Below are 12,139 nucleotides of genomic sequence, written 5' to 3' on the forward strand. Positions count from 1 at the left end.
ATGGAATATCAAATTAAGGCTTCATCTGTTTCAACAAAAGATGCGATACTACAAATAAAGCAAAATGAGATAGCTTTTGGAACGACTTCAAATTCAGCAGAAATTTTACCTAATCCTGCCGAACTTTTTTTAGGAGCTTTTGCTGCGTGTATGCTAAAAAATGTAGAACGATTTTCTGCTATGATGAATTTCACTTATGCAAAAGCCGTAGTAAATGTGTCCGCTATTCGCACGGAAAAACCTGTGAAAATGGATAATATAAATTACAAGTTAATTATTTACAGTGCTGATGAAAATATAAATACCGTATTGCTAAAGAAGAATATTGAAAAATTTGGCACAATCTACAATACCGTAAAGTTATCGTGCACTATAAATGGAGAAATTATTCAAGTAAAAAACGATGAATATTAAAATGAAGTTCTTAGACCGTTATCTGACGGTCTGGATATTTTTAGCAATGGCAATTGGTGTTGGTTTGGGATATTTTTTTCCAAATATTCCTACTAATATCAATGCCGTTTCAATCGGAACAACTAATATTCCATTGGCAATCGGATTAATTTTAATGATGTATCCACCATTAGCAAAAGTGGATTATTCCTTATTGCCCAAAGCGTTACAAGATAGAAAAGTAATTGCCATTTCTTTGTTACTCAATTGGGTAATCGGTACTTTGTTGATGTTCGGATTAGCCGTTTTGTTTTTGCGAAACGAACCTGAATATATGACAGGACTTATCTTGATTGGTTTGGCAAGATGTATCGCAATGGTTATAGTTTGGAGTGATTTAGCCAAAGCGAACAGAGAATACACCGCTTTACTTGTTGCTTTGAATAGTATTTTTCAAGTTCTATCGTATAGCTTTTTTGTTTGGTTTTTCATCAATGTTTTGCCTAAATATTTAGGTTTGGGCAATTTTGATGTAAGTGTTTCAATGAGTGCGGTTACCGAAAGCGTATTGCTATATTTGGGTATTCCGTTTTTAGCTGGTTTTCTTACCCGATATATTCTGATAAAACAAAAAGGAAAAGATTGGTATAATCATAAATTTGTTCCGAAGATTTCGCCTATAACACTGATTGCACTTTTGTTGACAATCGTATTAATGTTCAGCTTAAAAGGGAATAAAATTGTAGAATTACCTTTTGATGTAATTAAGATAGCCGTTCCTTTAATCATCTATTTTGTACTGATATTTTTTGTTAGTTTTTTCATCAATAAAGCAATGAAAATCCCTTACGACAAAAATGCTTCCATCGCATTTACAGCCACAGGCAACAATTTTGAATTGGCAATTGCTGTTGCTATTGCGGTTTTTGGTATCAACTCACCACAGGCATTTGTAGGCGTTATCGGACCATTGGTAGAAGTTCCAGTTCTAATTTTATTGGTTAAGATTAGTTTATTTCTAAAACAAAAATATTATACAAAATGACAAAGAAAATTTTAGTGCTTTGCACAGGAAACAGTTGCAGAAGCCAAATTGCAGAAGGTTATTTACGCTATTTTGCAGGTAAAAAAGCAGACGTTTACAGTTCAGGTGTGGAAACGCACGGAGTAAACCCAAAAGCAATTGTCACAATGCAAGAAGACGGCATTGACATTTCTAATCACACCTCAAACAATATTGACGAATACCGAAATATAGATTTTGATTTTGTAATTACAGTTTGCGACAATGCAAAAGAGCGTTGTCCATTCTTTCCAACCAAAGCAAAAAAGTTTCATCAAAACTTTCCCGACCCTGCAAAATCGATAGGAACAGACGAAGAAATTAGTGAAGAATTTAGAAAAGTCAGGCAGTTAATAAAGGAGTATTGTAAACAGTTTGTTGCAGATAATTTATAGGTAGAAGTAAAGTTTAATAACTGATACATTATTTTGAAAAGTACAGGTGTGTTTACCTGCATGATGATGCAATCACCTTTTTTCAAATTATGCAAATATGAGAACATTCACAAATTGTCCGTAGGACTATATTTGGTTATCCATAGGCGACAGCCTGTGGAAGAAGGGTTAACATACAACACAGCCCGTAGGGCTAAACAAAATCAATCTGTCAAAAAATACTGCTCGTCAGTACCCATTCTTAAATTCAATCTCCAAACTTATTTTCACTATTCCGATTGCATTACTTTTTATTAGAATTTCTTTTTCCCCATTTATACACCTCAAACCACAATACAGAAACCATTGCAATCAGTATTGTAATTCCTAAATCTTTTAAATTCAAGCTGCTTATATGAAAGAAATTTGAAAAGACCGGTATGTATAAAATGGCGAATAGTAGAATTAAAGTTGCTCCTATTACCAATGAAAAGAGGATATTTTTGTTCTTAAAACTTTCAAAAAGACTGTAAGTAAAAGAACGGTTGGTCAAACTTAAAAACACATTAGCAAAAATAAGTGTAGTGAAAACCATCGCTCTTGTTGTTTCTTCATTGCTTCCGCTTTGAACAGCCAATTGATAGGCGAATAATACACCAACAGTTATCATCAATCCTTGAATAATACTGATGCTTAATTCCCGCCAATTTAAAAAGGTTTCGGTCATTTTTCGTGGCTTTTGCTGCATGGCATTCTTTTCTATAGGTTCATTTTCATAAACGATAGAGCAGGTTGGACCCATGATTAATTCTAAAAATATCACATGGACCGGAGTGAAAATATTGGGATAAATCCAGCCTAAAAACAAGGGTAGAGAAACCGTCAATATGATTGGGATATGAATGGAAATAATATACTGAATAGCTTTTTTGATATTGGTATAAATCCTTCTGCCTGCTTCTATTCCTATAATGAGTTTGTCCAGATCATCGTTGGTGATAACCAAGGCTGCTGCAGCTTTGGCTATTTCTGTTCCTTTGTTGCCCATTGCCACACCAATATGAGCCGCTTTGAGTGCCGGTGCATCATTGACACCATCACCCAGCATGGCCACGACCTCTCCTGATTGTTTCAAAGCATTTACAACCGCAAGTTTAGCCTCCGGAAACATACGAGTAAATAAAGTAGTTTCGTTTGAAAGTGTCATCAGTTCAGCTTCTGAATGTTGCGTTATTTCAGAACCATTTACAGCAGGACTATTGTTTTTGATGCCGGCTTGTTGGGCGATGGCATTTGAGGTATCGGCATTGTCTCCGGTAATTACTTTTACTTTTATTCCTGCATCATATATTTTTCTGAAAACCTGTTGAATGTTTTGTTTTGGCGGATCATAAAACACTGTAAACCCAAGAAAATCGAAGTTGAATTCCTGTTGTTTTTCAGGAAAATTATTTCCTTTAAAATCACATTTGGCAACGCCCAATACCCGATAACCTTGTTTTCCAAATTCCTGAATTTGTTGACGCAAGTTTTCTTTTTCATCTTCAGAAAGTATAGAAACCGCAAGAATAGCTTCCGGTGCACCTTTGGCAGCAATGATTCTTTCTCCCAAATTGTTTTCAAAAATATGGGTCATCAACGGTGGTTTGCCTTCCAACGGATATTCGTGCACCATTTGAAAATCTTTTTTTTGGTCAGAAGTTTGAGTTTCTTCATATACCTTATGCAAGGTTTTTTCCATTGGATCAAAAGGAAAGGGTTCGCTGCTCCACATGGCAAATTGAATGAGCTCCGATAGTTCAGATTTATCAAAACTTGTATCATCAAAAACCTGATTGGATTTAAAATCAAAAAGAGCTTTCAGTTTCATTGAATTTTCGGTAATCGTGCCCGTTTTGTCGGTGCAAATTACAGTAGTGCTTCCTAAAGTTTCAACTATACTGCTTCGCTTGATGATAACACCTTGTTTCATCAATTTCCAGGAACCCAATGCCATAAAAGTGGTAAAAGCAACCGGAATTTCTTCTGGTAGAATAGACATTGCCAGGGTTAATCCCGCCAACAAACTTTGAACGATATCTCTTGATTGCAAAAAACTATATGCCCACACCGTCAAGAAAACAGCAATTCCAATGAATGCCATCCACTTTACAAACTTTGTAATTTGTAATTGCAATGGTGAAATTTCTTCTTTGATGTTTTGAATGGACTGACCAATTTTTCCAAGTTTAGTTTTCGCTCCAATATTTTCCACTTCAAACACTGCCAAGCCGGAAACTACCAAAGTGCCGCTGTAAACCTTATTATCGTCTGTTTCTGGATTTTTAAAAACCGAAAAACTTTCTCCGGTAAGTGATGCTTCATTCACCGAAAAATCGTTGCTATGTACAATTTTCCCATCGGCATTTATCATTTTCCCTTCTTCGATAATACACAAATCGCCCAATGCAATTTCGTGCGTAGGAATTTGCATCACTTTAGAATTTCTAATCACCGTACTGAGTGGTTCATTCAGTTTTTCTATTGCTTCCAAAGCTTTTTTACTGCGATTATCCTGATAAAAAGAAATTCCAGAAACGGCAATGATAGCCCCAAACATAAACAGCGCTTCGGAATAATTGCCCACTATAACATAAATCACCGAAACGGCAATTAACAAAAGCAGCATTGGTTCTTTCAGAATGTCAAATAACAGCGTGTACCAGGCACTTTTTATGGTGTTTTCTGCCTGATTGAAACCAAATTTCTCACGGGAGGTTTTTAGTTCCGCTTCAGTAAGACCGGAAAGCTGTTTGGGGATATTGTATTGGGGCATTTGTATAATTTTTTCAGCTATTTAATCTCCTCCAATCATTCTGGAAGTAATTCCTTTTTTGCTTGAAAATTCAGCTAAAACAATTCCGGCAAAATGCAGTAGAATAAAAATGGGAAACCAATAAATGCCCCATTTATGAACGGCTTCAATTTGCTCGTGGTAAGTAGAGAACAAATCTTTTTCAATACAAATACCTGTAACGGCTGAAATAAAAACAAAAAGATAGAAATAAACATAAATGAAGCCCTGTAAGCGTTCTTTAAGTGGTTGATTGCTTTTAAAGGGATTTGGAAAACGAATACCTTTTACAAGCATATAAATAATCCGTGCTAAAAATGCAAAAATCATTACGTGAGCAAAAACTTCGTGCCATTGCCACATAGGTTCTCTAATTGCCTTTGCAATGTCTGTCATTTGTTCTTTTGGAATTGCCGATGTTTTGCTTTCAATAACAGCAACAATATTGTTTTTATTCATCCAATACATTCTCAAAAAACCTGTAATGAATAAAATGGGCATTGCAATTGCCATTATCCAATGCAACAGTCTGTGAAATAGGGTAAATTTTTGTTGGAATTTCATCTCAATTATTATTTAGTTAAAATACTGGTGATATTGCTGATATGAATGTTGTAGTTGCAAAACGGTTTCATTTGCTTTAGTTGCATCTCTTTCATCTTCCAATGCTTTTACAATTTCAAGATGTGGGTGTAGCCATTTGTGTAATTCATCGTGGCTTTTTCCGCCCATTGTACAACTTCTTATTAGCTGGTCATTTTGCTCTTTTAATTGTTGAGCTAATGCTTTATAATCTGCCTGATTATTCTGGATATAAGCATTTACCAATTCTTCGCCTTTCATTACAAAAGGCTTCATTTCTTCGTTCACCAACCATTTTTCTCCATTGTTGAGTTCAATAGCTTCAGAACTTTCATCGTGTTGATGTTCTGCATGGGTTTCTGTTTCCTGCTTTTCCGTTGCTTTTTCAGTGGTATTGTTACAACTCCACAAAAGTAAAACACTCATTCCTAAGACAAATATTTTCTTCATATTTCTAATTTATAATTCGTAATTTTTAACTTTTTTCAATCATTTTCAACATTCCATCTAAGACCGTTTTCCCGTCCTTAACAAGATTTGATTTATGTCCTGATAATTTCCATTTCAGTACGGTCATTCTCATTCCACCAATAATTATGGTTGTTAGGGTAGAAGCTCCAATCAATTTGTTGTATTGTCCTTTTTCTTGACCTTTTGTAATATTTGCTTTCACATATTTCTGCATCATATCCATAATTTCAGCAACTTTATTGCTCAAATTTTCATCAAAATGGAAAATACTTTCTGCAAAAATGACACTCACTATTGCTGGTTTGTTAGTAAAAGTTTGTAGCTGAGAATTAAAAATTGCTCTTAACTCGTCAGCAGTCGTGTCAGTCGGTTTATAAGAAATAGACTGAATACGGTTTTTCATTTCTGTTTTAAAGTATTCCAACAAGCTCAATAAGATTTCATTTTTACTTTTGAAATGTCTGTATAAAGCTGGTTCAGACAAACCTATATCCTCTGCCAATGTTTTGATGGTCAAATTCTGAATACCATATTTTGAAATACGGTTGGTTGTCGCTTCCATTATTTCTATTTGCCTGTCTGTAAATTCTTGCATACTTGTCTAATTTATTTTTTATGTTAGTTAGTATTCACTCGCAAAAATAGAAACTAATTTTTAGGTGGGCAAATAAAATTCAAAGAAAGTTTTGATTTACTGTTTTCTCATTCTGAGAGTTGGCAAAAAGTGGCTCTTTTGGTTTTGTGAAGCGTTGGTTTGTGTGTCGGGGCAAAACCAAATGTGCCACTTGTGTGGTGGCAATAAAATTGAATTAAAAAAATGTGTGGTGGGAAAAAATAAAAAAATACAGATGGGTCGGCAATGAGTTTAGACTTACTTGTTGTATAATTGTCAAAATGGTTTGCTGTTCTGTTTAAGTTTTGGTTGTCTGTTCAATGTTCGGAGTATCGTCATACCATTGGCTATAACGTTTTGCAGTTTGGCGAAGTGGCGGATTTCGAAGCACAAATGTTCAGTTTTGTACAAAAGTTCAATCGAAGAACTGCCGTTGAATTTAGCACTGAACCCGCCATTTTGCCAAACTGCTGTTGTGCGATCGCCCTTTTTTATTTCGTTCATTTTTTCAAATATATTTCGTCTCTTACATAGCTATTATTCAACCAAAAGCAATGTTTTGTGTATTCCATTTGTTTCGTCAATTTGTCTTTTTTCGGCAAAGGATAAGTGTCCAAAGCATTTGTTGCGTGAGGTCGAACGTGAGAAATTGAACTGAATTTTTTGCTAGGAAAGTTCGTGAAACGAACTTCCTTACCATTTTTATCTGTTTTAATTTCTTTAACAATTTCTCCTTTTGCAACAATTTGTTGAGTTTTTGTCCAAACTTTTTCAACTTCGAGTAGATCAGAATACGGCATATTCCAAAATTTTACTTTTCGTAAAACCAGTTTTTCGTTTTCAAATTGGAAAAACACAAACAAAAATTTATGTTCTAAAATGTCTTTAAAATCAGAGTTTTCCCAATCTTCGTTTACGATTTGTTCGTATTTGAAAGTGGGAAATGACATATCTTCTTTGGGTAAATTATTTTCTTTTAGTCGAACAGTTTTTACTTGAATTTCTGCTTTTTCAAATTCTTCAATTTCTTTATTGAGTTCAATTCCTAAAATCGCTTTTGTCAAATTTGCGTAGAAACTTTTTGCGGAAGTATTCAATTCAACGCCAGTTTTGTCTAAAATCTCTTCAATTGTTTTTCCGTAATAAGGTTTAAATTTCTCAATTACAATTTCCTCAATCGTTTTCTTTTTTGCTTCTTTTACAGACGGAATAAGTTTGCCGTAAACTTCTTTTGTTTCTCCTGCAATTGATGCAATAATATGATTTACATAACCTTGTTTAAAAGAATACGCTCTTTGTTTTGCAGGAATTTCCGAAAATGGTTGTTTTCTTACCGTTGAAGCATTTGCACCTTTCGTACAAGCACCAAGATAAAAAGTGTCGCCTTCCGAGAGTTCGTGAGCTTTTCCGTCAGCAATTTTTTTAGTGATTGTTTCCCAATCTTTTTTGATAATTTCTAAATCTGTTGATGGGAAACTCCATTCATCCACCAATTTGACAATTAAATCCAATATGTCGTAACCAGCTTGATGCAAATAGAAAATCAAAAGAATGCTTGCATTCTTTTTGATGAAATCACTATTTTCAAAATTTTGGTTTACAACATTAAAATAATTGATGATGTTTAAAACTAACCGCTCTTTTGAACGATATTCATTATTTTTTAATTGTTTTAATGGCGAGGACTTTAACTCCATTCCAATTTGAGCAAAATCAGCTTCTGCTTTTGAATTGGGTTCATAACCAAAGTAAAATTTCTCTAAAACTTGTCCAAAATTTCCTTTACCAGAATAAGAATGTTCTAAAATTTTTGGGCGTTCCCTTCGGTCGGGCTTTCCGTTACAATCTTTTTTTTCAAAAAAGGATTTTCACTTCAATCCCTAACGCAAGGTTTCGTTTACATAAGGAAATTCAATTTTAATGATACATATTGTCGGTTGATCAAAACATACAATGTGTATAGTTTTACATCGTGATAAATGAACATCTAATTAGCGAATTTGGTCAGAGAATAAAACAGCTCCGAAATCAAAAAAATATAAGCCAAGAAAAATTATCTTTTTCTACTGGCTTCCACAGAACTTATATTGGAATGATAGAACGTGGTGAACGAAATATTTCACTTACTAATATGGCAGTTTTCGCCAAGGTTTTTGAAATGACAATTTCTGAACTTTTAGATTTTTCATCAATAAATCCAAAGCATTCTTTTAAAAATTACGAAATTAAAATCGAAGAATAATGTCAAGAAAACATTCATTTGTATTGACATTATCAAACAATGTCACAGAGAAAGAAGGTGTAAATTTTTTAATTGAAAATTATACTGGTTTTTTTAAAATTGACTTAGCAACTAAAAAACAATTACTCGATATGCTAAATATTGAGCATCGTTTTTTGCAATCCTTTGATTTAGTATATATTCCCGATTTGGTTGGTATCGAAATTAATACTGAATTTTTACAAACCTATTTAGAAGATATTATTTTGGTAGAATTAAAAACTACTAAAAAATATTTACCAGAAAATCCCAAAGGATTTTTCTTTGGTGCAACAGAAAACGAATTTAATTTCGGTAAAATTTTAGGTTCAAAATTTAGATTTTGCTTTGTAAGTTTAAATGAAAAAGGTTCATCTTATTCTTTACAAACACTTGAGGAGCTTGAAGCAAGAATAAAAAACAGAAGAATTCAATACCAAATTAACTTATAGAAAGTTCAATTTCAAAATTTGCATTTTTAAATTCTTCAAGAATTTCCTCTTCTGAATATTTATAATCATCTGTAAATTCTATTTTTTGATTGATGTCAAAATAATAGTAAAATTCTTTCTTTTTGTAAATCAACCAAGTGGAAGTTAATATTCCATTTCTTTTTTCAAGTTGAAATCCTTCTGATTTAGTGTTTTTTAATTCTGTAATTATTTCCTGAATTTTCATTTTATGCTACATTTTGCGTTAGGGATTGCAGTGGAAATCCTTTTTGTGAGGAACGAACAAAAAGATTGGAACGGAAAGCCCGACCGAAGGGAACGCCCAAAAATAAAAATCATTCCGCCTTCGTTATAATTGTACTCAAAACCGTCTGTATTTTTACGCATTTCTTTTTTCGGACCTTTCAAATATTTCCATTTGTCGAGTTCTTCGTTACTGATATAAAATTCTTCAGTAACTTCTCCGTTTTGGATTAAGTCTTTTAAAATTGTAAACTTTCCCTCGTAATTTGGTTGCGTTTTTATGGTTGTAACATTTCCATCAATCATCAATCCAGAGTTTTCAAACATTCCTGTTTTTCCGCCTTCGTTGAAGTTTTCCGAAATGGAAACGATGTCGCCTTTTAGTTTAAATTGTTTTGGAAATAATCTGTTTTCAGTTGTTACTGGAAACGAATTTGCTAAAGTTCCGTCTTCCAAAATCCATTCGATTGGTTTAATGCTTTTTATGTTTTCGTAAATTTCTGTATTGTTTAAATAAGCCAAAATAAAAATTCTTCTTCGTCTTTGTGGCATTCCAAAATCGGCAGCATTTATAACTCGCCATTCTACAGCGTAACCTAATTCGTTCAAACTTTGCAGAATTATTGCAAAATCCCTTCCTCGTTGTCCAGATGGCGAAATCAATAATCTGTCAACATTTTCTAGGAATAAGTATTTTGGTTTATTTTCTTTTTCTGAAAGAATTTTGTGAATTGACCACCACAAAACACCTTTTTTACCAATTAAACCTTTTGAGTTTTTTAATGTGGTTGCAACTGAATAATCTTGGCAAGGAAAACCGCCAACCAACAAATCGTGGTCTGGAATATCGGCAACTTCAACGCTTGCAATGTCTTTGTTGGAATGATTATCCATTCCAAAACGATTTTCGTAAACCGCCGAAGCGTGTTGAATTTTTGTTGAAGGTTCCCACTGATTACTCCAAACAACTTCGTAAGGACTTTCAAAATTTTCTTTGTAATTTGATGATGCAGATTTTCCATTCCAGCCTTCAAGTCCAAGTCTGAAACCTCCAACACCTGCAAACAATTCAACAACTTTTATTTTATTTTCCATTGTTTACAGTTTTTAGGTATTTTACTTTTTCTTCGGCAACTTTTAGGATTTCAATGTCCGCTTCTTCATCTAAAATTTTATAAGCGATTTGGTCGCTTAAAAATTCAGTTTGTAATTCTTTTTTGTCAACATTAAAATATTCAGCAACTTGACTAATAATTAATTTTGTTGGTTGTCTTTCGTTGCGTTCAATTTTCGCCAGTAGGGAAGTGTCCATTTCCAAACTTTCAGCAACAGTTTTTAAAGTCTGTCCCGTTTCCTCTCTCAAACCTCTCAAAAGTTCGCCAAAAGATGTATGTTTTTTAATTGTTGTCATTTGGTCATATTTTGTCCAAAGATACAATTATTTATTAAATGGACAAATAAAGTCCAAAATATTTTCGGAAGTTTTGTTTTTTGCGGTCTGTTCGGTTAGGGTGTCGCACAACGGGTTGCGGCTTTGTGAAGTGCGGACTTTGATTATCAGATATTTATATAATCTATACACTAAGCAAAAAGCCGTATTCTTTTGCTAAAATACAAAAATTTGTAAAAGAAAATAGCTTTTTGCGATTGATTTCTCAAAAATTTCAACGCTAGAGCCAAGTCTCCGCATTTCACAAAACCGTTTGTTGTGCGTTCGGCTTTTTATTCAGTTTTGTTTAGTGTCCAAATAATTGCTTTTTCTTTTGTTGCTCTAAAAATTGTCGTGTGTTTTTCTTTTGGCTCGTTAGAAAATTTCCATTTAATATTTTCTTTATTTTCCGTCTTAAAAATATCGGCTAATTCTTTAGTGTAAGGTGAAATATCTTCTGTATTTGAACCTGCAAACCAAATTCGTTTTTCTGTAGTTGGGAAATTTGCTAAATGTTCTTTTGCTGTTCTTACCAAATAATGGTTGTTCCACCAAAGCGAAGGATCAAAGGCTATGTAATTATCAAACATTTTAGGTGTTAAGAAAAAGGTTTCCATTACAAAAAGTCCTGATGCGGATTCTCCGATAATACTTTTCTCAGTTGTTGTTCTATATCGCTTTTCTATTTCGGTAAAAAGTTCCTCTTTAATAAATGCTCTAAATTTTTCAGAACCACCAACTACTGGAGCAATTTTTTTATCTTTCGCAACTTCTGTAAAGCCAGTCAAATCTCTTCTTCGTTGAGTGTTTTCTATACCAACAAGAATTAAAGGTTTTATTTTCTTTTCCTTGATTAGTTTAGCTAAAGTATTGGCAATATGTGGAAAGTCTTCTTTGATTCCACCGTCTGCCATATACATAACAGATAAAGAATCTTTAGATGTTTCGTAATTTTCGGGGATCCAAACATTAATTACTCTTTCTTCTCTTACTTGTTTAGATTGAATTTTAAAAGTTTCGTGTTTTGGAATTGGGTCATTCGGTTGCGAAGTATTAGAACAACTTGTAAGTATTAAGAGTGTAAAAAGTAAGTAATAAATGAATTTCATATTTATCTCATTTTGTTTGGTGTTGTTGTTTTAAGCTGACGCACAACGGTTTGCGGCTTTGTGAAGTGCGGACTTTGATTATCAAGTATTTATGCAATCTTAACACCAAGCAAAAAGCCATTTTTCTTTTGCTAAAATACAAAAATTTGTAAAAGAAAATGGCTTTTTGCGAATAATTTCTCAAAAATTCCAACGCAAGAGCCTGACCTCCGCATTTCACAAAACCGTCTGTTGTCCGTAGTATTTTCAATTCGAGGGCGAATTTAACTGGGTTAAATTCAGTTCGAGAAGTTGAAAATCAAGGACGACAAGGAGAA

The 12,139-nt window shown here is 33.5% G+C and carries 15 protein-coding genes; 5 read left to right on the plus strand and 10 right to left on the minus strand.

The window, feature by feature from the left end; all coding sequences use genetic code 11:
• The 3 genes from EIY84_RS10095 to EIY84_RS10105 are packed head-to-tail and all read left to right on the plus strand — an operon-like array spanning nucleotide 1 to nucleotide 1,851.
• Nucleotides 1–414 carry an OsmC family protein gene (locus tag EIY84_RS10095; RefSeq protein WP_124642799.1) on the plus strand — a complete coding sequence of 138 codons (414 nt, stop codon included), beginning with the start codon at nucleotides 1–3 and terminating at the stop codon, nucleotides 412–414.
• Nucleotides 404–1,438: an ACR3 family arsenite efflux transporter gene (arsB, locus tag EIY84_RS10100; RefSeq protein ID WP_124642801.1), complete on the plus strand. Its 1,035-nt coding sequence runs from the start codon at nucleotides 404–406 to the stop codon at nucleotides 1,436–1,438. The genes EIY84_RS10095 and arsB overlap by 11 nt, the downstream gene beginning before the upstream one ends.
• Entirely contained in the window at nucleotides 1,435–1,851 is a 417-nt protein-coding gene (locus tag EIY84_RS10105; RefSeq protein WP_124642803.1) for an arsenate reductase ArsC, read from the plus strand. Before arsB ends, EIY84_RS10105 begins: the two co-directional genes overlap by 4 nt.
• A gap of 283 nt (nucleotides 1,852–2,134) precedes the next feature.
• On the opposite strand, the gene EIY84_RS10110 is transcribed toward EIY84_RS10105, so the two are convergent.
• From EIY84_RS10110 to EIY84_RS10135, 6 genes are all read right to left on the minus strand, one after another.
• A complete protein-coding gene (locus EIY84_RS10110) occupies nucleotides 2,135–4,645 on the minus strand; it encodes a cation-translocating P-type ATPase (protein WP_124642805.1) in 2,511 nt (836 codons plus the stop codon).
• Nucleotides 4,646–4,666: 21 nt separating this feature from the next.
• Nucleotides 4,667–5,227, minus strand: a complete 561-nt coding sequence (locus EIY84_RS10115; RefSeq protein ID WP_124642807.1) for a cytochrome b/b6 domain-containing protein — start codon at nucleotides 5,225–5,227, stop codon at nucleotides 4,667–4,669.
• Nucleotides 5,228–5,239: 12 nt separating this feature from the next.
• Nucleotides 5,240–5,695, minus strand: a complete 456-nt coding sequence (locus EIY84_RS10120) for a hypothetical protein (RefSeq protein ID WP_124642810.1) — start codon at nucleotides 5,693–5,695, stop codon at nucleotides 5,240–5,242.
• A 25-nt stretch (nucleotides 5,696–5,720) separates the two neighbouring features.
• The gene (locus tag EIY84_RS10125) at nucleotides 5,721–6,311 is read right to left on the minus strand and encodes a TetR/AcrR family transcriptional regulator (RefSeq protein WP_124642812.1); all 591 of its coding nucleotides are present in this window, start codon (nucleotides 6,309–6,311) and stop codon (nucleotides 5,721–5,723) included.
• A gap of 294 nt (nucleotides 6,312–6,605) precedes the next feature.
• Nucleotides 6,606–6,833, minus strand: coding sequence for a hypothetical protein (locus EIY84_RS10130; RefSeq protein ID WP_124642814.1), 228 nt, complete (start codon nucleotides 6,831–6,833; stop codon nucleotides 6,606–6,608).
• The gene (locus tag EIY84_RS10135; protein ID WP_124642816.1) at nucleotides 6,830–8,137 is read right to left on the minus strand and encodes a Sau3AI family type II restriction endonuclease; all 1,308 of its coding nucleotides are present in this window, start codon (nucleotides 8,135–8,137) and stop codon (nucleotides 6,830–6,832) included. The genes EIY84_RS10130 and EIY84_RS10135 overlap by 4 nt, the downstream gene beginning before the upstream one ends.
• Before the next feature lie 164 nt (nucleotides 8,138–8,301).
• On the opposite strand from EIY84_RS10135, the gene EIY84_RS10140 reads away from it, so the two are divergent.
• On the plus strand, nucleotides 8,302–8,571 hold the full coding sequence (locus EIY84_RS10140) for a helix-turn-helix domain-containing protein (protein ID WP_124642818.1): 270 nt from the start codon (nucleotides 8,302–8,304) through the stop codon (nucleotides 8,569–8,571).
• On the plus strand, nucleotides 8,571–9,041 hold the full coding sequence (locus EIY84_RS10145; RefSeq protein WP_124642820.1) for a hypothetical protein: 471 nt from the start codon (nucleotides 8,571–8,573) through the stop codon (nucleotides 9,039–9,041). Before EIY84_RS10140 ends, EIY84_RS10145 begins: the two co-directional genes overlap by 1 nt.
• Here the strand turns inward: EIY84_RS10145 and EIY84_RS10150 are convergent.
• The 4 genes from EIY84_RS10150 to EIY84_RS10165 form a co-directional block, all read right to left on the minus strand.
• Complete coding sequence (locus tag EIY84_RS10150; protein WP_124642822.1) at nucleotides 9,031–9,267, minus strand: hypothetical protein; 237 nt, start codon at nucleotides 9,265–9,267, stop codon at nucleotides 9,031–9,033. The genes EIY84_RS10145 and EIY84_RS10150 overlap by 11 nt on opposite strands.
• Nucleotides 9,264–10,379: a DNA cytosine methyltransferase gene (locus EIY84_RS10155; protein WP_124642824.1), complete on the minus strand. Its 1,116-nt coding sequence runs from the start codon at nucleotides 10,377–10,379 to the stop codon at nucleotides 9,264–9,266. Before EIY84_RS10155 ends, EIY84_RS10150 begins: the two co-directional genes overlap by 4 nt.
• Entirely contained in the window at nucleotides 10,369–10,695 is a 327-nt protein-coding gene (locus tag EIY84_RS10160) for a helix-turn-helix domain-containing protein (protein WP_124642826.1), read from the minus strand. The genes EIY84_RS10155 and EIY84_RS10160 overlap by 11 nt, the downstream gene beginning before the upstream one ends.
• Before the next feature lie 311 nt (nucleotides 10,696–11,006).
• Nucleotides 11,007–11,822, minus strand: a complete 816-nt coding sequence (locus EIY84_RS10165; protein ID WP_124642828.1) for an alpha/beta hydrolase — start codon at nucleotides 11,820–11,822, stop codon at nucleotides 11,007–11,009.
• Between the last annotated feature and the right edge of the window lie 317 nt (nucleotides 11,823–12,139).

The organism is Amniculibacterium aquaticum, from assembly GCF_003852705.1.
In the GTDB taxonomy this organism is placed as follows: domain Bacteria; phylum Bacteroidota; class Bacteroidia; order Flavobacteriales; family Weeksellaceae; genus Amniculibacterium; species Amniculibacterium aquaticum.

Coding starts and splice junctions, on each gene's coding strand:
- EIY84_RS10130 (WP_124642814.1), bottom strand. CDS start 6,833: ATGAACGAAATAAAAAAGGGCGATCGCACAACAGCAGTTTGGCAAAAT.
- arsB (WP_124642801.1), top strand. CDS start 404: ATGAATATTAAAATGAAGTTCTTAGACCGTTATCTGACGGTCTGGATA.
- EIY84_RS10145 (WP_124642820.1), top strand. CDS start 8,571: ATGTCAAGAAAACATTCATTTGTATTGACATTATCAAACAATGTCACA.
- EIY84_RS10125 (WP_124642812.1), bottom strand. CDS start 6,311: ATGCAAGAATTTACAGACAGGCAAATAGAAATAATGGAAGCGACAACC.
- EIY84_RS10160 (WP_124642826.1), bottom strand. CDS start 10,695: ATGACAACAATTAAAAAACATACATCTTTTGGCGAACTTTTGAGAGGT.
- EIY84_RS10115 (WP_124642807.1), bottom strand. CDS start 5,227: ATGAAATTCCAACAAAAATTTACCCTATTTCACAGACTGTTGCATTGG.
- EIY84_RS10155 (WP_124642824.1), bottom strand. CDS start 10,379: ATGGAAAATAAAATAAAAGTTGTTGAATTGTTTGCAGGTGTTGGAGGT.
- EIY84_RS10150 (WP_124642822.1), bottom strand. CDS start 9,267: ATGAAAATTCAGGAAATAATTACAGAATTAAAAAACACTAAATCAGAA.
- EIY84_RS10120 (WP_124642810.1), bottom strand. CDS start 5,695: ATGAAGAAAATATTTGTCTTAGGAATGAGTGTTTTACTTTTGTGGAGT.
- EIY84_RS10110 (WP_124642805.1), bottom strand. CDS start 4,645: ATGCCCCAATACAATATCCCCAAACAGCTTTCCGGTCTTACTGAAGCG.
- EIY84_RS10165 (WP_124642828.1), bottom strand. CDS start 11,822: ATGAAATTCATTTATTACTTACTTTTTACACTCTTAATACTTACAAGT.
- EIY84_RS10095 (WP_124642799.1), top strand. CDS start 1: ATGGAATATCAAATTAAGGCTTCATCTGTTTCAACAAAAGATGCGATA.
- EIY84_RS10105 (WP_124642803.1), top strand. CDS start 1,435: ATGACAAAGAAAATTTTAGTGCTTTGCACAGGAAACAGTTGCAGAAGC.